The following is a 21,363-nucleotide window of genomic DNA, read 5'->3' as shown; positions in this document are numbered from 1 at the left end:
ATTTTTGTTTATTCGGTGAAAGCATACAACTATACAACAGCAGGCTCTGACTGCTGTACAAAGGCGGCCATTGGATTGGTGAGCATGCCTGCAAACTGCTGACTTTTAAAAGGATTATACATATGATCTACCATCTTGCGGTTATTGCGCAATTGCAGCCTGTTTAAACAGGTTTTAATAATTTCAGGAGCAAACAGGTTAAAGCGTTCAAACTTATCCTGTAATTGTGGGTACTGCCGCTGATAGTCCAATATACATTCCGCGGCCAGCTGCCAGAACTCCTCTTCCGGAAAATCAGCATGCTCTACCAGTATATTGTTTAAAAAGCGGAAGAAACAATCGAATATTTGCGTGAAGATAGACAGGATGCGCAACTCGTCCGGCACCTCCATATAAATCTGCTTCACGTTATCCGGTAATGCCACGGCTTTACTCAGCACCGCAATCTCTTCTCCTATATCTTTCATAATAGCCCCAACGGGGACATTGTTTTCCAATATCAGTATCAGGTTTTCGCCATGCGGCATAAAACGCATATCGTGGTAGTAATAACAATGCAATAAGGGACTTACATAACATTGCAGGTATTTACGTATCCAGCTGGCAACAGATAAACCCGATGAACGGATAAGTGCAGGCAGCAAGGCATCACCATAGCTATCCACATGCAGCAAGGCTGCCATTGTAATGATACGTTGTCCTGGCTGTAGCACCGATTGCGGACTTTCGCGCCACAAAGCAGATAGCATTCCATTAAAAGAGGTATTGTCATCCCTTACCACACTGGCATAATCGGGATTGGTATATCCTGCTGCCGCCACTTCTTGCAGCACTACAAATCCTTTTTCACGCAGGTAGGCGTCCTGCTTTACTACATTGCCCACCCACTCACTGATAGCGGGAGAAGTGCAGGCAAAGCTGGCATGCAGGCCCCGCATAAAGCCCATGTTTAAAATAGATAAAGCTGTTTTTACATACCGCTTACCTGGCGAGCTGACATTGTAAAAAGTGCGGATAGATTGCTGCGGCAGGTATTGATCGGGCGCATATCCCAGGTATACCAGTTTATCTGCGGCAATATCACCGGCAAACAACAGCGCCAGTTTATTAAACCACTGCCAGGGATGTACCGGTATAAAATAATAGGCATGTACATCCAGCCCTTTATCCAGTAATACCTGTTTAAAAGCTGTAAGTGTAGCCCCATCCAGCTCGTTCTGTACCAGCGCTTCGTAAGGCAGATCTGTTACCCCTGCATACTGTGCGCGGCTGTTATGTGCTGCCAGCCACAACAACCGTAACGGGTCAGCGGCTTCCGGCGCATAAACCCGGTAATCACTCGCATCAAACCCCATACGGCCGTTATTGGCAACAAAGCAGGGATGACCTGCCATCATAGCCTGTTCCGTTTGCTGGTAGTCGGCCCGGGTAAGCTCCTCCGCAGTAAGGGTGTTATAGGTGTGCATATAGGCACTGCCACAAAGCGTACTGTTCACCTCTTCCAGGTAAACAGGCAACACCGTTTCTGTAATGCCCAGTGTTGTTTTAAACTCAATGATAAAGCTGAGTGAATCTAATGGTTCACTATGGCCGTTCACCATTTTCTGTATAGAAGCCGTATCAATATACCACTGATCCAAAGCCAGCTTCTTTGCCCTGAAATGATATTCAATAGCAGCATTATCGGCGGGTAATACATAATACCCCCACCCATCCTTGCTATGTTCCAGCCGGGGTGTTACCAGCAGCTCGTGTGCAAACTCACTGATTACTTTGCGTAAATGCAGGCGGTTCACCTTACTCCATACAGCCGGCTGTAAATGTGCCACAGACTGCAGGGCAGATACTTGTATGTTCGGTTTCATGTTTGTTCTATTATGTAAGGATTAACTGTTAAGGGTAGCGAGATAAGATTGGCAATAAGCCGCGCCATGCCTTTTTACAATAGATAAAATATCGTGTATATGCTCCAGGGTAGTAAGCGGGTTTAACAAGGTAAACTTGAGATAAAACTCGCCATTTACACGCGTACCGGCCACAATGGCCTTGCCTTCCTGGAACATCTCTTTCTTAATATGCTGGTTTAATGCATCGCCCACCTGGTAAGCCCGGATAGCTGCCGGATGATAACGAAACACCAGTGCGCTGATATCCGAATAACAAAGCAATTCAAAATCATTATCGGCAGCAATCACATCCGCCGTAGCAGCCGTTGTTTCAATAATGGTATCAATATAAGCACCCAGCTTTTGCTTGCCCATCATACGCAGTGTACACCATAGCTTCAGTGCATCAAAACGGCGGGTACTTTGTGTAATAGTTTTATCAATCTGGTTCAGCCCCGCAAACTCATTCTCTTCCGGGTTCAGGTAATCGGCATGATGGGTGATCAGGTTCAGGTAATGATGATGCTTTACCAGCAAAGCACTGCTGCTGATAGGCTGAAAGAATGCTTTATGATAATCGGTAGTAACAGAATTCGCCTGCTCGATACCTTGTAACAGGTGGCGATATTTATGGGTAAGTAACAACCCGCAACCATACGCAGCATCTACATGAAACCACATATTGTATTTACCTGCCAGTTTGCCTATAGCATCCAGCGGATCTATATTACCAAAATCGGTAGTGCCGGCAGTAGCCACCACCCCCACAGGAATATTACCATTTTTCAACTCCTGCTGAATAGCCTTTTCCAGCAAGGTGGCATCCATCCGGAATGCCGCATCCGTACCCACGCGGATCAACGCCTTTTCACCCAGCCCCATCAACGAAATGGTGTTCTGCAAGCTAAAGTGCGACATTTCCGAAACAAAGAACCGGAAACGGCTGGCTTCTGCCGGCAGCCCCTCTTTACGGATGTTATGTTGCAGGTAAGTAGTAGCATAATAATCCCTTGCCAGCAACATGCCCATCAGGTTACTCTGCGAGCCGCCTGCGGTAAACACTCCATCTGCATCTGTACCAAAACCTATTTCGTTACACGTCCATTGTACCAGCTTTTGCTCCATCAACGTACCGCCCGCACTTTGATCCCAGGTATCCTGCGAGGAGTTGATAGCGGCAATCAGCACTTCTGCTGCTAAGGCAGGTATTACTACCGGGCAGTTTAAATGCGCAATGTAATGCGGCAGGTGAAAAGCAGTGGCATGATCCACATACAAACGCTTTACCTCTGCAAACAGTTGGGCATAACTTTCTAACGGTGTATCAAACGCTACCTCTGCAAACAAAGCCCGTAGCTGGGCAGGAGTAACGCCACTAAAAGGCTGGGTATTGTTTTCCAGGAAAGCAGTTACCACTCCCCTGGCGCTTTCCATAGCCTGGTAATATTCGTTACTGGCGCCTTCGTAAAAAATATCTTTATAATCCTTTGCCTGCTGTGTAGTATATACCGGCAAAGCAGTAGTGGTATCAATAGTATTAAAATTCATATCTTTTTTATTATTTAATGAAGAATAGTGGATGCCGCAGCCTGCCGGTGTTGCCTGTATTGCTCGCGTGTACAAAAAGCCAGGTAGGCCTGTTTTTGTGGCAGCTGCACCGCCTGGTGATATTCAAAACCCACACGGCGGGTAAGCACATGCATTTTATCGTTGCACACATCCGGTTCTACAATCAGCCGCTTCACTTGGCTGTTCTGCAGCATATAATCCATGATGGTACATAGTATATGATAAGTAAACCCGTGAATAGGCGTTTCTACGGGAGCCACCAGCAAATGCAATCCATAATCGCCTTCCTGTGCATCATAATACCCGGCAATAGGATCTTTCATCACATGATAACTTTCCCATAAAAAAGCCGGCTGGTTATTATAAAATCCCATATAGGCGTTAGAATGTGGCGCCTGTGTAATAGCCATGTAACTGGCTTTTACCTGCTCCGGCGTGGTTTGCTGCATTTGCCAGTACTTCGCATAATCGCGGTTTACCCAATCGTGAATCAAGGGAATATCCTGTTCTATCTGTAGGGGCCTGAAAGAGAAGGTGCCCCATCCCTGCCACTGTTGACTATACAGCAGATCGTGCACTTCCGGCTTGTTTCTGGCAATTGCATATTGCTCGCGGGTACAAAAGGCCAGGTAAGCCTGTTTATGCGGCAGATCAATCATCTGCTGATACGCAAATCCTGCCCGTTTATTCAATACATGAATTTTTTCATTCCTGATATCCGGCTCTACCACCAAACGCTCGATAGCAGCATTGGATAGCATAAAATCGATGATTACCGTAAACACCTGCCAGGTAAAATGGCGTATAGGTGCATCGGCCGGGGCTACCAGTATATGAAAACCATAATCACCAGGCCGAACATCATAGTACTTGCCCAAGGGGTCGTTCATTACCCAGTAGCACTCCAGCAAAAACGCCGGTTTGTTTTCATAAAAGCCCATAAAAACCTGCGTGTGCCGGGTTTCTGTAATAGCCACATAGGCGGCTTTCACTTCTTCCGGGGTAGTGTTCTGCATTTGCCAGTATTGTGCATAACTTCTGTTTACCCAGTTATGGATAACAGCAATATCTTCTGCTATACGCAGGGGTCGCAAATGAAAAGCGCCATAACCGGGTGGTTGTTTTTTAAATACAATCCCGTCTTTATCATAGCCTGTTAAAGGAGACAATACTTTTTGCATACGATAAACAGGATTAATTTTGAACAGAAGTATACACCTTGCCGTAATGTTCTTCCATCACCAGGTAAGGATTATAGGGATGGGCCACCTGCTGAATATGCAACAGGCTGGTTTTACTCATCATACGCAGCATCATTCTTCTTTCGCAGGGTACCATGTTACCGCCTTCATTTCTGAAACCGGCAGTAAAAGCACTCCTGCCATGTGCACACAGATGATTGTTTACAAAAATCAGGTCGCCCGATTCCGGGATAAAATCACAGTAAATCAATTCGCGAGCTTCCTTCCAGAAAGCTTTTAAATGTTCCATAGCACCGGCACTTTGCCCTGCTTCGGTATTATAAATCTGCTCCGCCGCATCAAAACGTATAAAAGGCGCTTTACTGTTGCCATACAACACAGAAGTAGTGATTCCTTCCCCTATGGCTTCCTGCCCGGCATAATTGGCATCTTTGGGACAGGTATAAATAGGCGCAAACAAAGGCTGTAATACGGCAGCATCCTGCTGATGACTGCGAATAGAATATAACATAGAAGGTACCTGCTCTTCATTACGCAGGTACAGAAAGCTTAAAAAGTCGGCCGCGTTAAACAAAAAAGCGTCTTCGGTATGTACAAACAGTTCGGTTTTAGAACCCGATCCTGTTTGCGACCAGGCCATACCGGCATCCGGTATAATGGCATGTAATAAACCACCGCCTTTGCGTTGTGCATAATACTGCACCGGCTTGGAAGGCACTGCCCCATGCAGTAATGATGAAATAAAACCGTATTCCACTATACGCTCCTTGTCCATCTCGCGCCAGCTGGCGGGAGTAGCACCCAATGCTTCGTGGTCTACTTCTATCAACCCCTTTAACACCACCGCCCCATACTGACGGGCCGAAAAATCGGTACCCAGCCTGTTCAGCAACCGTACAATGCGTTCCGGCAACAACCGGAAGGCATTCATGTGCAGGGCTGCTATATAGTCTGCACGTTCATAACTGCCATACTTTCTTTTTAAATATTTACCAATACTGGTAATTTCCTCCCTTTCATCAGCAGTTATCTGGATGATGGCAGGTGCTAAAGGTGGTTGTGTAATAAGATCGCTTACTGACTGCGGTTCGTTTACCGAGGTTAGAAGAAGACTTTCCATGGGATCAATTGATGAGGTGTTTGAAATATATCCAGCTATTATCGACTGCAAAGCTGATTACTATTCAACTCCCCTGACGGTGAAAAGCCTACCACTCCCGGTATTTTTACCCCTGCCCTATTTAGCAATCTGGTTAGGGCTGATACTGAAATACTTTTTAAAGGCACGGGTAAAATGCACTGCATGTTTGTACCCCATCATAAAAGCAGTACCCGACACATTATGTCCTTCCAGCAACAGCTTACGGGCGTTTTCCATTTTAGCATCCTGTATAAACCCATACACCGTAGTGCCAAATACTTCTTTAAAGTGGCGTTTTAAATAAGAATCGTTGGTACCTACCTGTTGCGCCAGGTCCAGCAAAGAATAGGTTTTAGTAAAATCGGATAAAATAATATCCTTTACCAGGTGCATTTTTTCAATATCCCGCTGTTTCAAACGCAATGGCCGGGTGGTATGGCTACCTGTTATGCTCATTTGCTTTTCATAGGCACCCAGTTCCAGGGCCAGCAACTCCCCTACCTTGCTTTTAATATACAACTGCTTGTACCTGCCCTCTAACGGGCAATACAATATGTCGTATAATATACTATTGCTTTTAGCCTTAATAAGCTGACTGGTATCGTTCATCACCATTGACTTTTTCTGTTGCAGGCTTTGCTGTAATCTGCCATATAACGGATGATCTTCCGATAAATAATACAACATCAGATCAGGATTAATGGTAAGTTCAAACATTTCTATTTGTTCGCCTGCCTGCCAGGTAAGATGAATGGGCTCAGGCGCCAGGAACAGGTAATTATATTCCTGCTTTTTTAAACAGATCAGCTCCTGCATACCATTCCGTATACGGTAGCATTTTGTACCGTGTATGGTATAACTCAGTTGTATTCCTGGCAATGCGTTTTCAATAATCACCTTGCCTGGTTCGGCAGCAACAATTTTATAATACCGGATATGTATGCCATCGGGCGTTGCCAGTTCATAAAACGTATTAGAGTCATTGCTTTTACCTGCCGGCCTGCGCGTTGTTGTTGTTGTTGCTGCAGCCCTTCTTCCGCATTCACGTACATCCGAATCACCAAACATAACATCTATTTTATCATAAGTTTTTTGAATGTCCTCAAGCCCCTAAACGGTGTTTATAATTCTTATTACGGGATAGTGTTAGTTAGCTATACAAACACATATAACCTTTTTATCAGGTTATTTATAATAAAGGCAACTGAGAACGAGTAAATGGCCATTCGATATTAGTAAAAGGTTCTAATAGTATTCCCGAATTCACCTGATATGGTATACATTTTACCGTAATTGGTATGAGGGGTTTATAACCAGTTAAAAACCAATGTTTAAACAAAAATGAAAATATTATTTATTCCACTTTTCCCAAACTTTTTTCCCGATTACGTAAATGGATAAAATATCCCTCTAATACTTTCGCGCCGAATACAAGATTAACATTATGAAACTGTTTACCTCTAAGCGCCAACGCTTTTATACAAGAGCGTTGCAAAGCTTTATTTTACTCGCACTCTTCTTTGTTCCCATGTTATTAAACGCTGCTCCTCCTACAAGAGGTGTTATTACCGGTAAAGTTGTTACCAATGATGGGCAGCCGGCACAGTTCGCCACCATTATACTGGATGATAAAAAAACAATACATGTTAATAAAGATGGGGTTTACCGCATTGAAAACCTGGAAGCGGGCACCTATAACATTGCCGTAAGCTTTGCCGGTCAGGAACCACAAACCAAAACCGTGGAGGTAAAAACCGGCGAAACGGCAACAGCCGATTTCGCCCTGACCATCAGCGCTCAAAACTTAAATGAAGTAGTAATTATAGGTAGCAAATACTCCGTAGCCGCCCGCAAAAAAAGCAGCACCGCTTCGCGTCTGCCTTTAAATTACCTGGAAAATCCACAATCGTACAGCGTAATTGATAAAGAGCTTATTGGCGAACAAATGGCTATCACCCTGGAAGAATCTTTCCGTAATGTGCCTGGCGCCGTTCCTGCAAAAACAGGTGGCGGAATGCCCGCTTTTGCTTCCCGTGGCTTTTATAATACCGAGAACCTGAGAAACGGCATGGCTACCAACCTGAAAACTGGTATTGACCTGGCTTCGGTAGAACGTGTAGAAGCAGTAAAAGGCCCTTCTTCTACTTTATTCGGCGGCCCTATGGTAGCATTTGGCGGCCTGGTAAACTATATAACCAAAAAGCCTTACCAGAAATTTGGCGGCGAAGTATCCTACACTGCCGGCAGCTTTGAATTAAATCGTCTGGCAGCGGATATTAATACCCCACTGAATGACGATAAAACAGTGTTATTCCGTATTAACCTGGCAGCGCAGAACAAAAACGATTTCCAGGATCAGGGTTATGGTTCTACGCTGGTGGTATCTCCCTCTATTACCTACCTGGTAAACGATAAGCTGACTTTTCACTTTGATGCAGACATTCAAACGTTTAAAGGCACCAACAACACTGCCTGGACCACCACCAGCGGCGTAAAAGCCACTTCCCTGGACCAACTGAAACTGGATTTCAAACGCTCTTTAATAGACAACTCTTTTGTAAGCAATCAATACTCCAAAAGCTATATTGTACAGGCCGAATATAAAATGTCTGAACACTGGACTTCACAAACCAATTTTAGCAGCAGCTCTGGTGGTTATAACGATCTGAATTATTTTTATCAGTTCTGGACTTCTGACAGCACCGTTGCCAGAAACGTAGACGTGTTTGCGCCTGATAAAACAAACAGAACAGAAATTCAGCAAAACTTTATCGGCGATTTCCATATTGGCCGATTCCGTAACCGTGTAGTAATTGGATTAGATTACCTCTCTCAATATCGTAGCTATAAATACCGCCGCGAGTTAATGGATGTGGTAAATATCAACCAGCCTATTCCCAGCATAAGAAAAGAACAACTGGACGACAGGTTATCACAAAACAGCGCTTTGGCCAGCAATGCCACTTCCCGTTATAAATATTATGCTGCTTATATTTCAGACGTATTTAATATCAGCGAGCAATTAATGGTAATGGCCAGCCTGCGCGCTGATAGAATTAACAGCCAGGGCACCTACAACTGGTTAACCCAGGTGATTACTCCTAATACCAACTATAACCAGGCGGCACTTTCTCCTAAATTAGGTATTGTGTACCAGCCGGTAAAAGATAAGGTGGCCTTATTTGCCAACTACATGAGCGGCTTTAATACCCAAACTCCTGCTCTTAATTCAGATGGCACTGTGGTGTCGGCCAAGCCTAAATATGGCAATCAGTGGGAAGGCGGTGTAAAGCTGGACCTGTTACAAAACAAGTTAAGCGCCACTATCAGCTATTACAATATTGGTGTTAAAAACGCAATGCGTTTATTTACCCAGGATAGCAAAAGCTTTTACGCTTACGATGGCGAAGCCAAAAGCAAAGGTGTAGAAGCAGAAGTAATAGGCAACCCCTTTGCCGGTTTTAACTTTGTAGCAGGCTATGGCTTTAACGAGAATTCTATTACAAAAGCAGCCTCTAATGTAGGCAAAAGCAACATTGGCACTCCTAAGCACGTTGGTAACTTCTGGGCCAGCTATGCCTTATTGAATGGTGGATTAAAAGGTCTGGGCTTTGGTGCCGGTGCCATGTATTCGGCAGAAGCTTATGTAGATGCAGCTAACACCGTTACCATGCCCGCTTACACCGTTATTGACGCCACTGTATTTTACAATGTGCAACAGTTTCATTTAGGTTTCAAAGCCAACAACATTGCCAATAAAAAATACTGGGTAAGTGATGGCTTTTATTCACACCCAATGGCTACTACCAATTTCCTGGCTACTATTGCGTATAAGTTTTAGTAACAAATTGAATACATAAAAAGAGGGCGTTTTCTATTTTTGTAGAAGACGCCCTCTTTTTATGTGTTATTGTTGATATTATATCTGCAACCTGCTTAAGGTTTCCCTGGACACACCCAGGTAAGCTGCAATCATTGATTTAGGCACCCGTTGAAACAACGAAGGATATTGCTCCAGCAATTGTTTATAACGTGATAAGGTATCATTTTGCAGCAAGGCCATCACCCGCTTTTGTGTATGCAAAAAGCCCGAAGTAACCTTTAAACGGGCAAAACGTTCAAACTTCGGCATCTCTTCATATAGTTTATTCCTGTCCTGCTGGCTCAGGCACAACAACTCTACATCCTCTAAACATTGAATGGTATAAATAGCCCTTTCACCAGTTTGATAAGCCTGGTAATCAGAAACCCACCAGTTTTCCATGGCAAACTGCAAAATGTATTCTTTGCCATCATTATCTATAGTGAATGTTTTGAGTAATCCCTTTTCCACAAAATATTCCAGGTATACCGCATCGCCCGGCTGAATGATGATAGCGTGCTTTTTGAACTTTTTCACCTGAAAATGCGATAAGATATAATCAAACTCCGCATTTGTTAACTCAATAAATTCCTCAAATTGCTTTCTGAGGCCGCTACTCATACTGCTTTATTTAGCTGCTAAAATAGCCCATATCTGTGATGTACATCACACCAAATCTGTGACACACCTCCTTCCCCTGCTGGCACGCAGTATCTAGCTTTGTGAAAAATCAGGTTATGAAATATTTAGTTGTATTACTGGCATTACTTACCCAACAGGCATTTGGTCAAACCACCCCTAAAAAAGTACTGTTTGTAGTCACCTCTTTCAGCGAGGTAAAAAACGTAGGCAAAACCGGCATCTGGCTGGAAGAGCTTACCACCCCTTATTACTTATTAACCGCACAAGGCATACAGGTAACTATCGCTTCTCCTAAAGGCGGCCAGGCCCCCATCGATCCCAGAAGCACTTCGGAAAGTTTTCTGACGCCATCGGCTAAAAAATTCTTAGGCGATTCTGCCGCACAGGAGCAACTGAAACATACCATTGCACTGAAAAGCGTAAAAGCAGCAGATTATGATGCTATTTTCTACCCCGGTGGCCACGGCCCTATGTGGGATTTACCACAAAATGCGACTTCCATTGCGCTGATACAAACCTTTGCAGCACAACACAAACCGGTAGCCCTGGTGTGTCATGCCCCCGCAGCATTGAAAAATGTAAAAGCTGCCAATGGCGACTACCTGGTAAAAGGTAAAAAAGTGGCCGGTTTTACCAACAGTGAAGAAAAAGCTGGTGGCGCTATTGCCATGACTCCCTTTTCACTGGAAGACATGCTGAAAGAGCATGGCGCACAATATGAAAAAGGCAACGACTGGCAGCCTTTTGCGGTACAGGACGGTTTATTGATCACCGGTCAAAACCCCGCTTCTGCTGAGCTGGTAGCTGAAAAAATACTGGCAGCCCTGGCAGCAGGTAAATAAATATCCGCCAATAGCATAGCAACAAAAGCCAGCCGTATAGCAACGGCTGGCTTTTGTATGTATATATAGCACTTTTGTTTAATTTAGGTGTCAGATAACTTATAAAACATGAAACCCTTTTTCCTGTTAGCATTGACCTTTTGCATACAACCGGTGCTTGCCCAACAGCAATCACTGCCACTCTCTATCAATCTTACTGATGAGGTCAGAATGGCAAAAGTATTTGACACAGACACTACCCGTTTTGTAAGCGCCGCCGAAACCCAGAATAAAACCGGAATTTTCATCATTTACAAAAAAAGCGATACGCTTTCTTTCAAGCATTCTTACTTTGTTAATGGAGACGCTTATGACGATGGACATATCAGACAAGGCATTGCCTATTATGCAAAAACAGCCGGTACATACAGGCTGCAATTTGCTAATGCACGCGCCTTGTTTTGCGAAGGTTGTAACAACCTGCATTATTGTGAAGTAAAAGAACATAAAGACACCATTACAGTGCAGCAATCCTGGGGACCGCACGCCTTTAACCGCATAGAGTATTACCGTTTTTTATACACTAAAAACAGTATCCGCTGGCCACTTTTAGATGTTACCCTATCCAGCAGCTACGCACATGACACAGAGCCTGACGCCAACACATATACTTTATACAAACCCTCTTCCGGTGTAAACATGAGCAATTATGATGCAGAGACAATAGGCGACACTGATACGGCTCACCTGGCTTTTCAACAATCCCTTTTCTTTAAATCGAATAAATACAAGGCACTGCTGGATAGCCTGTACAAACTTCCTCAAAGTAGCTTTCCCTATTTATACCGCCTGTTTTCTGCGGAAGATGCAGACGAGTTTATCACAGAAGATATTACCACTAAAACCGTTAAAGATGCTAATGAGATCGGCTATTTTTTCGAGCAGGCCAACAACCTGCCTGCGGCCGAAGTGTTTTTAACAAAGGTGATAAAGACATTTCCTAAAAGAGAAGTAGCCTATTTTAACCTGGGCGATGTGTATGTAAAAAAGGGGATGAAGAAAGAAGCAGCCAACCAATACGCTATTTATATGAAGCTGATGAATGAAAGAGGTTTGCAGCAAAAAATACCACAACGGCTTATTGATTTTGTAAGCGATCCTAAAAACCAATAAGCACCAGCCACACTTGCTTACATCAGCACACAACAAAGCCGCTTCACACTGAAGCGGCTTTGTTTATACAGCAACTATTTTATTTCAGCTTCACTTCCACTACCTGCCCATCATTATCTACATCTACAAACTTCTCCAGTAAATCGGAATGATCGGTGGTATATAATTCACGGGAATAATAATTGGTAGTTCCATAACCATTATAACCGCTACCTGTATACCGGTCGTAATATCCGCTGGAATACCAGCCCAGCACACCCTGAATATAATATTTACCCGGCTTCATTTTAGGAAAAGTAAACTCACCGGTGCTATTGGTAACAGCTTCCAGCCTGAAACGATAGGCATCGGGCGACAAGTACACAAACTTTAATTTCTTCGGATTCTGCTTTTTTCTTAAATCCAGGTATTCCAGTAAATAAGGCGTTACAGGAAACAACACTACTTTTATTTTATTGGCATAAATACGCTTGCCGGTTCTGCCATAAATAGTTTTGTTCGGGCGCGTAAACGCCACTCCTTTAATAGTACCATTACCCTCCTGCAGCGCGTACCTGGCAGCAACGGTATCAAAAGTACCTTTAGGCCATAAACGAATAGTATCATCCCTCTCTTTTTGCACATATTGCGCTTTCAACTGTGCTGCTGTCATCAGCATACAACATGCTACCATCAACGGCAGCATCACTCTTTTTATACGTTTCATTCCGGGTTTCATATTGCTATTGTTTCATTGTTTCATGATTATATAGCGGTGGTTATTAAACCTACAAAGGAACTGTAACTACTGTTACAGTTCCTGGTACGCTAATAATGCCTCCTGCTTTCCTTATTATTTACAAATTTTTTGATCTATGCTATAGCTTTTATAAGCGTTGCCAGCTCCATAGTCAACCAGCAGTTTAGTAGAAGTAGTGCTACCCGCGCTTAAACTTGATACAGTAAGCAAATTTTCTTCTGTATACACTTTATCACTGGTTGTAGTAGCAGAAACCTTTACATAAACAGGCCTATGGCCTTTTTGAATATCAAAATCTTCACTGGAAGTATTCTTCACATCATAAGTGATAATTACAGAATGCGAACTTGGTAAGTCTTCTACCACGGGGTTACTCAGTTCCAGTTTATCCGCAAAACATGCCCCATCTGTAGTAGCAACGTCATCATTACTTTTGGAACAGCCTGATAATACGGCAATAGCAAGCATAGGTAATACGGCCCAAGCCCTGATAGTCTTCATAGTCATCATATTTATTGGTTTACTAAAAATCAAAAACGTGCGGCAGGGTGTCAGGTTGCTTATATGTTAGCAAAAGTACCGGCATGGCTGCCGTTACACAATACCATTATTCTACCGTTTTTTTCTACCATATTGATGGTAGAAATTTCATTTTAGCCTACCAGTGAAGACAAAAAGCCTGCCATTTTTTTAACATATGTAATAATGTGATTCACTCCCACATTATGGAAGTCATGTCACCAAGGGCAGCATAAAATGAATGCTACTCAATGACAACCAAGCTTTCAATACGCTCGAAGTGCTTTTTATTAAGAGTGGCAAAGGGAAGGATTGATCAATATAATGGAAGCATCAACCAGTATTATTTTGTTTGCCATTGATTAATGTACACTCTGGTTTTCTCTATTTCAGCAAGTTGCTTTTCCGAAAAGGTAGGTGCTGACAATAGAAATTCTTCCAGTTCTGTCAACTGTTTTGTATCCTGTTTACTCTTGTCTGCTTCTTCTTGCTGCATATTTCAAACTTACTAAATTTTAACATGCCTGCACACATGATGTAGTCAGCCCATCCTCCACTTTATTTTTTTATGCTTATTTTAGTGCATATGAGGCTATTGTTTGGATCACTGCTGTTGCTGGCAACAACAGCTACCACAGGCAAGGCACAGCAATCCGTGCCACTAAATGAAAACGCATACTCCGACAGCCTGGGCCACGTGCTGCAACACGCCGTAAACGACAGCACCAGGGCCAGGGTTAACTTTCAACTCAGTGAATACTGGCGGGGTAAAGACACAGCTAAAAGCGCTGCTTTTCTGGAAACAGGTCGTGCGCTAAGCAGCTCGTCCCCTTATGTAAAAGCATTGTATCCTTTTTACCTGGGGCAGTTGTACTTTGCTTCTAACACCGCTAAGGCTGCCGATGCTTTTTTACAGGCGCAACAGGCACTGGCTGCCTTTACCACACGGGAAGCATACTTGTATCAGTCCATGTCGTGGTTTAACTATGGCATTATGCTGCGCAACGAAAAAGGCGATGATTTTGTGGTAAACACCTGGTTAAATAAAGCTATTCCGCTGGCAGAAAAAGCAGGCAACGATGAAAAGATAGCCCACTTTTATACGCAACTGGCCACCCTGCTGATGAACAATGCACGTTTTGATAAAGCAGAAACCTACAACAACAAAGCCATTACGCTGCTGGAAACCAAACATCCTAGCTCATCCAGCTTATTGTTTGCTTACTTATCCGCTGCCAGCAATAACATCTATAACAAAAAGCCTTCGGAAGCCCGGGTATGTCTGGATAAGGCATGGAAGCTGCTGGCCCCCTATCCGCAATCTGTAAACCTTCCCAACTACTATTATAACGAAGCATTATACTACACCACTGTAAATGAGTTTGACAGTGCTATGACCAGCTTAAACAAAGGCATTGCCATGGCCAAACAACTCAACCAGCAACAGCTGTTACAGATGCTGGTGTTTAGAAAGTATAACATACTGCTGGAATCCAAGCAATACGGACCAGCGCGCGCGCTGCTGATGGAACTGATGCAGGAAGGCACGCTCACCAAAGAGGTAAATAACCGTAAAATGATATACCAGCACCTGGCTGCTGTAAACGCCAGCCTGGGCGATATGCGGGAAGCCTATAACTGGAGCCAGCAATACAGCAAACTAAGCGACAGCCTTAGCGAAAGCAAACTGCAAAAGAACATACAGGAGCTGGAAATAAAATACAATAAGGCCGAAGACGAAAAGAAGATTGCTGCCCTGGATGCCGCCAAAACCAAAGCCACCCTATCTGCCCATAACCAACGTTTAATGAACTGGTTACTGGGTATAGCTTCTTTACTGTTACTGGCTATTGCCAGCTTTGCGATGCTCCTGTATCGCAACAATAAAAAACTGGCAAAACAAAAAGAGCTGAATTACCTGCAACAGCTCAGGGATGCCGAACAACAAAAACAGATACAGATAGGCCAGGCTTTATTACAGGGCGAAGAGAATGAGCGGGAACGGATAGCACGTGATTTACACGATGGATTAGGAGGCATGCTGGCAGGCATTAAACTGAACCTGAGCACCTTACCCGGATCGCCAGCCACCAGCCACAACGAGCTGCATAAGATTATTTCACAGATAGACCATTCCTCTACCGAACTGCGCCGCATTGCACATAATATGATGCCGGAAGCCTTGCTTTCCTATGGACTGGCAGCTGCTTTATACGACTTATGCGATTCCCTTTCCAGCGATCAACTCAGCATCTCTTTCCAGCCCTTTGGCCTGAGTACGCAACTGCCCAAAGGCATACAGGTAACCATATACCGTATTGTGCAGGAAATGCTGTCGAATGCAATGAAGCACGCCCACGCTACCCATATTGTAATACAATGCTCACAAAACCAAAACATCTTATTAATCACCGCGGAAGACAATGGCAAGGGTTTTGACATGAGCCTGATTGGTCGCACCAAAGGCATAGGACTTACCAATATTAAAAAGCGGGTAGAATACCTGCAGGGTAAAATGGAAATTATAGCCGCCATTAATGAAGGCACCACTATAAACATAGAACTGAATGTTGCAGGATAGCACCCTTATTTCACTGGCTATTGTAGATGATCATCCCGTAGTATTGCAGGGATTGGAAAGCTTTTTCCGGAAAGAAAAGCATATTAGCATTGCCGGCACTTTTACCACCGGCAACGATTTTTTGCAATTCCTGTCCGGCCATGCGGTGCAGGTAGTGCTGCTGGACATTACCCTGCCCGATATTCACGGCGCTGAACTCTGCAAAAAAATTAAACAGCTATCACCTGCCACCTGCGTGCTGGCATTCAGCAACCACAGCGAGCGCCCGTTGATTATGCAAATGCTGCAAAACGGAGCCAGTGGTTATTTGTTGAAAAATGTGGCCTCCGAAGAGTTTTTGAAATGCATAGAAGAAGCATTAGACGGACAGGTAACTTTTAGCACCGAAGTAAAAAAAATCATGGCCCGGCCCAACACCAGTGCACTCAAAACCATTCCTCCTTTAACCAAAAGAGAAAAGCAGATACTGCAATTGATAGCGGAAGGCAAAACCAACCCCGAAATAGCCAACCAGCTATCTCTGAGCATACTTACCATAGAAACCCACCGCAGAAACCTGATGCAAAAATTTGCGGTAAAAAACGCCGCTGCTTTAATTACAGAAGCCGTACAGCATCAATTGCTATAATCAGGCACGCCACATTGATATACAGCCGTTCACTCCCCTTCCAACGCTCTTTAAAAAAGAGCGTACCGACAACTATTCTGCCTTTTTGGGTTCTATTGAGTCTATTCAGAAAACCGGAGCCACTTACGGGAAAAATATTCGTGCTGACGGAGATTCCGTTCGAACGGACGAAGCATATGTATGAGCAAACAGAATTTCCGTTCGTACGGACAGACATTCTGCTTGGCCGTACACGTCTTTGGTCTGGCCGCGCATACACTCCGTTTGCGCAAACATCTTCCCTGTACGCACATACCGAAATTCCGTTGGAGCGTACAACAAAAGGGTTTGCACGTACTGAAGTCCCGTTTGGTCGTACATACACCCGGTTCTTACGAATACTTTTTCTGTATGGCCATACGGAGGTTCCGTTCGTTCGAACGGAACCTCCGTCAGCACGAATATTTTTTCCGTAAGTGCTTTTTTGCCGTCTGTCTAATCTGTTAACAAACCCGTAAACACGGACAGCAGCTATTGCAGAAATACATTTTTATTCGTCAGCCCTCCCCTCTTTTCTGTCAGCCCGGTTGCACTTCCCGACATGTCGGTGTATGATGGATTACATGTGATTGTCAAACGCACGAACAGACGGGCTGCACCTGGGGGCACAGGAAGCGGCAGACTATTCGCAGTATTTCAAAAATCAGCTGGGCAACCTTACCACCATGAAATAACAGTTACTGCCTGCAAAAATCCCGGCCAGGGCTATTAAATCCCTCGCGGATTCTGTAACTTACAGGAAACAGTGAATGTGATCAGCACAGGTAAGGTAGCCTGCAGCATACAACTGCTGCGCAATGCAACGATTGTGATACGGATAGGTAACACTACCTTACTGGTAGATCCCATGTTGTCTGCCAAAGGCGCGATGGACCCCGTGCCCAATGCCGGCAACGATATTCGTATTCCCACCACCAACCTCCCTCTGAGCGATACAGAACTGGACCACCTGTTACAGGAAGTGGATGCCGTGCTGATCACCCACACTCACCGCGACCATTGGGATGTGGCAGCCCAGAAACGTTTGGATAAACAAAAACAGATCTTTTGCCAGCCAGCTGATGTGCAAAAAATAAAAGACCAGGGCTTTTCACAAGTCACCGCTATTGAAACATCCCTGGAATGGAACCAGTTTACCCTTTACAGAACCGGCGGCCAACATGGCACCAGCGAAATAGGTAAAGTAATGGGGCCGGTATCGGGCTTTGTTATTCAACACCAACACTGCACACTATATATTGCAGGCGACACTATCTGGTGTGATGAAGTAGCAGACGCCCTGCAAACCTATAAGCCACAAACCACGATATTGAATAGCGGCGGTGCCGCCTTTACTACCGGCGGCCCTATTATTATGACAGCCGAAGATGTGCAAAAGGTACTGGAACACTCCCCGCACACCCGTGTTATTGCCGTACACATGGAAGCCTTAAACCACTGCTGGCTTACCCGTAAAGAACTGGCATCCTTTCTTACCACGGAGGGGTTGCTGCAAAAAGTATCTATCCCCGTTGACGGCAAAACCATTCAAATCAGCTGATATTTCTGCGTAAGGCCGAAACATTTTTCCCTGTTTCACCGTTTTTTATTCGCATTTCGCAGTATAATCCGCCTGATTTGCAGCATCAGTACGACAGCCCTCGTACCTTTCTTTAAACCGGTCATAACTTTGTCAGTCAAACGCAGAACTTATACCCGGTACAACTTAATTAACTATTATGATCAAACGCATTGCCGCGTTACTATTAACGACAGTTTGCTTTTCATACCCCTTTGCCCAAACACCCGGAAACGGCAGTGTGAAGGGCAGCCTGAAAGACACAGTGCTGATGCAAACACTCAAAGAAGCCACTGTGAGTGTTTTACACAAAACCGACTCTACTGTAGTGGTAGAGGAATTGAGTGCAGCCGATGGCACCTTTCGCATACAGAATTTACCCTGGGGCACCTATCTGCTACGTGTAAGCTTCCAGAGCTATGTCAGCAGCTTTACTTCCTTTACCATCAACGACACAAAAACCACATTTGATGCAGGCACTCTTTACCTCAAGCCCGATTTCAATAACCTGGGTAACGTGGTAGTGCAGGCCTCCCCTATCATTGTAAAAAAAGATACGGTAGAGTACAACGCATCTATGTTTAAAACCAAGCCCAACGCGGTGGCCGAAGACCTGCTGAAAAAACTTCCTGGCGTACAGGTAGATCAGGCTGGTAACGTAACCGCACAGGGCGAAACCGTAAAAAGAATATTGGTAGATGGCAAGCGCTTTTTTGGTGATGACCCTAAAATGGCTACCCGCAACCTGCCACCAGATGTAATTGATAAAATACAGGTATTTGACGATCAGAGCGATCAAAGCAAGTTCACCGGCTTTGACGATGGTAACCGTGTAAAAACCATCAACATCACTACCAAAAAAGATAAACGCAAAGGTTATTTTGGCAAGATGGTAGCTGGTGCAGGCACCAACGAAAATTACGATCTGAGTGTAAACCTGCACCGTTTTGATGGCGACCGCCAGATATCCATACTGGGTCAGGGCAACGACATCAACAAACAAAACTTTACCATCCAGGACGTGCTGGGTTCACAAGGTGGCAGCAGACGTGGCGGTGGCAACGGCGGTGGTAGCACTACCAGCAGTCCCGGCATTACCACGGTATGGGCCGGCGGCGGTAATTACCGCGATACCTGGGGTAAAACGGAAGCATCCGGATCGTACTTCTATAATAGCCAGCATGTTAGCACACAACAGCAAAGCGTTACCAAAAACATTTCTAACGCAGATACCACGCTGTTTAATGGCGACAGGGGTTCGTCCAGCATACAAAACAACCGTAACCACCGGATTGCTTTTAACCTGGAAACACAGTTCGACAGCAGCAACTCGCTGGTGTTTCGTCCCAATGGCTCTTTTCAAACCACTACGCCTAACAGCACTTCACATAGTGTAACTACCGATTACAAAGGAGATACCGTAAACCAGTCTGTTTCCAGAAGCAATGGTTATAACACTGGCTACAGCTTCAACAATATATCGTTACAGCTCAGACACAAGTTTAAGAAAAAGGCCAGAACCCTTTCCCTGGACTTGAATGGCAGCGCTGCCGCTAACAACGGCTATGGTAATTACTATGCCATCAACAGCAAATACAGACAAGGCCTTATTGATACTCTGAACCAGTATTATACCGATTCATTCCATTCTTACAGCTTTAGCCCAACGATATCGTATACCGAGCCTATTGCTAAAAACATGATACTGGAGTTGAACTATAACTTTGCTTATAATTATAATAAGAACATAAACAACACTTACGAGTACGACAATACCAGTAAGGGCTTTACCCGTTATGATAGCTTGTTCAGTAACTCTTACGAGTTTGCATCCCACTCTAACAGGTTTACCTTAAACTATCGCATTCAAAACACGAAATGGAATGCCAGCTTTGGTTCGGGCTTACAATTCATGAGCTTTGACAATACCAATACCACCAAGCATATTGAAGTATCGCAAAAGTTTGTAAACTTTACCCCGCAGGCCAATTTCCAGTATAATTTTACCAGAAGCAACTCGCTCAAGATTTTCTATAATGGCCGAACCGGTAACCCCTCTGCTACACAATTGCAACCCCTTACCACCACCAGCGACAGTTTAAACTTCCAGATAGGTAACCCGGCGTTAAAACCACAGTTTACCCATAACGTGCGGTTTATGTATAACAACTTTGACCCGGTTACACAAAGGGTGATTTTTGCTACTATTAATGCCAGCACCACCGTTAACGACATTCAAAACTCAGTGGTAGTGAACAATGCTACCGGTGGACGCACCAGCACTTATGTAAACCTGGGCGGCACCTATAGCATCAGCGGTTATTTAAACTATGGGTTCACGTTAAAGAAACCTAAATCTAACCTGAACTTTGTTACCAACTTCAACTACTCGCAAAGCCAGTCGTTGCTGAACAATGCTTCCCGTTATACCCGCACCACTTCTATAGGCGAAACACCTTCGTGGACCACGAACCTGAAAGAAAACCTGGACATTAACTTCAACGCACCTTTCACGTATTATATCAGCAGCAGTGCCGGTAACAGCGTACGTTACTTTACACAGGCATTTTCAACCGAGCTTACCGCCTACACCAAAAGCGGCTGGCTGGTAGCCTTCAATTTCGACTATACTTATTACGGCGGTAACAGGGGCGGCTACAATACCAGTGTTCCTATTTTCAGCCCTTCCATAGCCAAACAGATATTCAAGAAGAAAGACGGCGAAATACGCCTGAGTGTGTTTGACCTGTTCGATCAAAACCAAACGGTACAAACCAACGCTTCTATTACCCAAATCACCAACAGTCAAACCAACTTATTAACGCGTTACGTGATGCTTACCTTCACCTACAACCTCAACAATTTTGCAGGCGCCAAACAAAAACGCATGCCTGGAATGTTTGGCCCCGGCCCTGATGGCGATGGTGGCGGTGGCAGAAGAGGTGGTGGCGGATTCCGCGGCGGTGGCGGCGGAGGAAGAGGTTTTTAAGATAACTACAGCAG

At 44.5% G+C, this 21,363-nt stretch carries 16 protein-coding genes; 7 read left to right on the top strand and 9 right to left on the bottom strand.

All coding sequences use genetic code 11. The features are described from left to right. Positions 1–29: 29 nt before the first annotated feature. The 5 genes from FLA_RS06540 to FLA_RS06520 all read right to left on the bottom strand — a co-directional run bounded on the left by FLA_RS06540 (position 30) and on the right by FLA_RS06520 (position 6,866). Positions 30–1,865, bottom strand: a complete 1,836-nt coding sequence (locus tag FLA_RS06540; protein ID WP_076380055.1) for an IucA/IucC family protein — start codon at positions 1,863–1,865, stop codon at positions 30–32. 21 nt (positions 1,866–1,886) lie between these two features. Continuing rightward, positions 1,887–3,434 (bottom strand): pyridoxal phosphate-dependent decarboxylase family protein, encoded by a 1,548-nt coding sequence (locus tag FLA_RS06535; protein ID WP_076380056.1) that lies wholly within the window; start codon positions 3,432–3,434, stop codon positions 1,887–1,889. Positions 3,435–3,448: 14 nt separating this feature from the next. Beyond that, positions 3,449–4,636 (bottom strand): GNAT family N-acetyltransferase, encoded by a 1,188-nt coding sequence (locus FLA_RS31380; protein WP_084206312.1) that lies wholly within the window; start codon positions 4,634–4,636, stop codon positions 3,449–3,451. Between the two features lie 13 nt (positions 4,637–4,649). Continuing rightward, the gene (locus FLA_RS06525) at positions 4,650–5,777 is read right to left on the bottom strand and encodes a Fe(II)-2OG oxygenase family protein (protein WP_076380057.1); all 1,128 of its coding nucleotides are present in this window, start codon (positions 5,775–5,777) and stop codon (positions 4,650–4,652) included. Between the two features lie 117 nt (positions 5,778–5,894). Next, positions 5,895–6,866 carry a helix-turn-helix transcriptional regulator gene (locus FLA_RS06520; protein ID WP_076380058.1) on the bottom strand — a complete coding sequence of 324 codons (972 nt, stop codon included), beginning with the start codon at positions 6,864–6,866 and terminating at the stop codon, positions 5,895–5,897. A gap of 376 nt (positions 6,867–7,242) precedes the next feature. Between FLA_RS06520 and FLA_RS06515 the strand changes: the two genes are divergently transcribed. After that, positions 7,243–9,639 carry a TonB-dependent receptor gene (locus tag FLA_RS06515; protein ID WP_076380059.1) on the top strand — a complete coding sequence of 799 codons (2,397 nt, stop codon included), beginning with the start codon at positions 7,243–7,245 and terminating at the stop codon, positions 9,637–9,639. 78 nt (positions 9,640–9,717) lie between these two features. Here FLA_RS06515 and FLA_RS06510 read toward each other — a convergent pair whose 3' ends face one another. Then, positions 9,718–10,281 carry a Crp/Fnr family transcriptional regulator gene (locus FLA_RS06510; protein WP_076380060.1) on the bottom strand — a complete coding sequence of 188 codons (564 nt, stop codon included), beginning with the start codon at positions 10,279–10,281 and terminating at the stop codon, positions 9,718–9,720. Between the two features lie 116 nt (positions 10,282–10,397). Here FLA_RS06510 and FLA_RS06505 point away from each other — a divergent pair, with 116 nt between their 5' ends. Beyond that, positions 10,398–11,144, top strand: coding sequence for a type 1 glutamine amidotransferase domain-containing protein (locus tag FLA_RS06505; protein WP_076380061.1), 747 nt, complete (start codon positions 10,398–10,400; stop codon positions 11,142–11,144). A gap of 108 nt (positions 11,145–11,252) precedes the next feature. Then, positions 11,253–12,296 carry a tetratricopeptide repeat protein gene (locus FLA_RS06500; protein ID WP_096510802.1) on the top strand — a complete coding sequence of 348 codons (1,044 nt, stop codon included), beginning with the start codon at positions 11,253–11,255 and terminating at the stop codon, positions 12,294–12,296. A 79-nt stretch (positions 12,297–12,375) separates the two neighbouring features. Here the strand turns inward: FLA_RS06500 and FLA_RS06495 are convergent, their stop codons facing one another. The 3 genes from FLA_RS06495 to FLA_RS31375 form a co-directional block, all read right to left on the bottom strand. Next, on the bottom strand, positions 12,376–13,014 hold the full coding sequence (locus tag FLA_RS06495; RefSeq protein ID WP_197705865.1) for a peptidase associated/transthyretin-like domain-containing protein: 639 nt from the start codon (positions 13,012–13,014) through the stop codon (positions 12,376–12,378). Between the two features lie 114 nt (positions 13,015–13,128). Beyond that, the gene (locus tag FLA_RS06490) at positions 13,129–13,545 is read right to left on the bottom strand and encodes a hypothetical protein (protein WP_144264066.1); all 417 of its coding nucleotides are present in this window, start codon (positions 13,543–13,545) and stop codon (positions 13,129–13,131) included. Positions 13,546–13,897: 352 nt separating this feature from the next. Continuing rightward, on the bottom strand, positions 13,898–14,050 hold the full coding sequence (locus FLA_RS31375) for a hypothetical protein (RefSeq protein ID WP_159445125.1): 153 nt from the start codon (positions 14,048–14,050) through the stop codon (positions 13,898–13,900). Positions 14,051–14,140: 90 nt separating this feature from the next. Here FLA_RS31375 and FLA_RS06485 point away from each other — a divergent pair, with 90 nt between their 5' ends. The 4 genes from FLA_RS06485 (at position 14,141) to FLA_RS06470 (ending at position 21,349) form a co-directional block, all read left to right on the top strand. Beyond that, positions 14,141–16,135 (top strand): sensor histidine kinase, encoded by a 1,995-nt coding sequence (locus FLA_RS06485; RefSeq protein WP_159445126.1) that lies wholly within the window; start codon positions 14,141–14,143, stop codon positions 16,133–16,135. After that, positions 16,122–16,763 carry a response regulator transcription factor gene (locus tag FLA_RS06480; protein WP_076380064.1) on the top strand — a complete coding sequence of 214 codons (642 nt, stop codon included), beginning with the start codon at positions 16,122–16,124 and terminating at the stop codon, positions 16,761–16,763. The genes FLA_RS06485 and FLA_RS06480 overlap by 14 nt, the downstream gene beginning before the upstream one ends. Before the next feature lie 784 nt (positions 16,764–17,547). After that, complete coding sequence (locus FLA_RS06475) at positions 17,548–18,342, top strand: MBL fold metallo-hydrolase (protein ID WP_197705864.1); 795 nt, start codon at positions 17,548–17,550, stop codon at positions 18,340–18,342. 178 nt (positions 18,343–18,520) lie between these two features. Then, positions 18,521–21,349, top strand: coding sequence for an outer membrane beta-barrel protein (locus tag FLA_RS06470; RefSeq protein ID WP_076380065.1), 2,829 nt, complete (start codon positions 18,521–18,523; stop codon positions 21,347–21,349). The last annotated feature ends 14 nt before the right edge of the window (positions 21,350–21,363 follow it).

It is taken from the genome of Filimonas lacunae, from assembly GCF_002355595.1.
In the GTDB taxonomy this organism is placed as follows: domain Bacteria; phylum Bacteroidota; class Bacteroidia; order Chitinophagales; family Chitinophagaceae; genus Filimonas; species Filimonas lacunae.
The sequence above is the reverse complement of the archived record's forward strand: the minus strand, read 5'-3'. Positions and strand labels throughout refer to the sequence as shown.

Bases quoted from the DNA above. Each gene is read 5' to 3' on its own strand.
- FLA_RS06540 (WP_076380055.1), bottom strand. From the start codon at position 1,865: ATGAAACCGAACATACAAGTATCTGCCCTGCAGTCTGTGGCACATTTA.
- FLA_RS06535 (WP_076380056.1), bottom strand. From the start codon at position 3,434: ATGAATTTTAATACTATTGATACCACTACTGCTTTGCCGGTATATACT.
- FLA_RS31380 (WP_084206312.1), bottom strand. From the start codon at position 4,636: ATGCAAAAAGTATTGTCTCCTTTAACAGGCTATGATAAAGACGGGATT.
- FLA_RS06525 (WP_076380057.1), bottom strand. From the start codon at position 5,777: ATGGAAAGTCTTCTTCTAACCTCGGTAAACGAACCGCAGTCAGTAAGC.
- FLA_RS06520 (WP_076380058.1), bottom strand. From the start codon at position 6,866: ATGTTTGGTGATTCGGATGTACGTGAATGCGGAAGAAGGGCTGCAGCA.
- FLA_RS06515 (WP_076380059.1), top strand. From the start codon at position 7,243: ATGAAACTGTTTACCTCTAAGCGCCAACGCTTTTATACAAGAGCGTTG.
- FLA_RS06510 (WP_076380060.1), bottom strand. From the start codon at position 10,281: ATGAGTAGCGGCCTCAGAAAGCAATTTGAGGAATTTATTGAGTTAACA.
- FLA_RS06505 (WP_076380061.1), top strand. From the start codon at position 10,398: ATGAAATATTTAGTTGTATTACTGGCATTACTTACCCAACAGGCATTT.
- FLA_RS06500 (WP_096510802.1), top strand. From the start codon at position 11,253: ATGAAACCCTTTTTCCTGTTAGCATTGACCTTTTGCATACAACCGGTG.
- FLA_RS06495 (WP_197705865.1), bottom strand. From the start codon at position 13,014: ATGAAACCCGGAATGAAACGTATAAAAAGAGTGATGCTGCCGTTGATG.
- FLA_RS06490 (WP_144264066.1), bottom strand. From the start codon at position 13,545: ATGATGACTATGAAGACTATCAGGGCTTGGGCCGTATTACCTATGCTT.
- FLA_RS31375 (WP_159445125.1), bottom strand. From the start codon at position 14,050: ATGCAGCAAGAAGAAGCAGACAAGAGTAAACAGGATACAAAACAGTTG.
- FLA_RS06485 (WP_159445126.1), top strand. From the start codon at position 14,141: ATGAGGCTATTGTTTGGATCACTGCTGTTGCTGGCAACAACAGCTACC.
- FLA_RS06480 (WP_076380064.1), top strand. From the start codon at position 16,122: ATGTTGCAGGATAGCACCCTTATTTCACTGGCTATTGTAGATGATCAT.
- FLA_RS06470 (WP_076380065.1), top strand. From the start codon at position 18,521: ATGATCAAACGCATTGCCGCGTTACTATTAACGACAGTTTGCTTTTCA.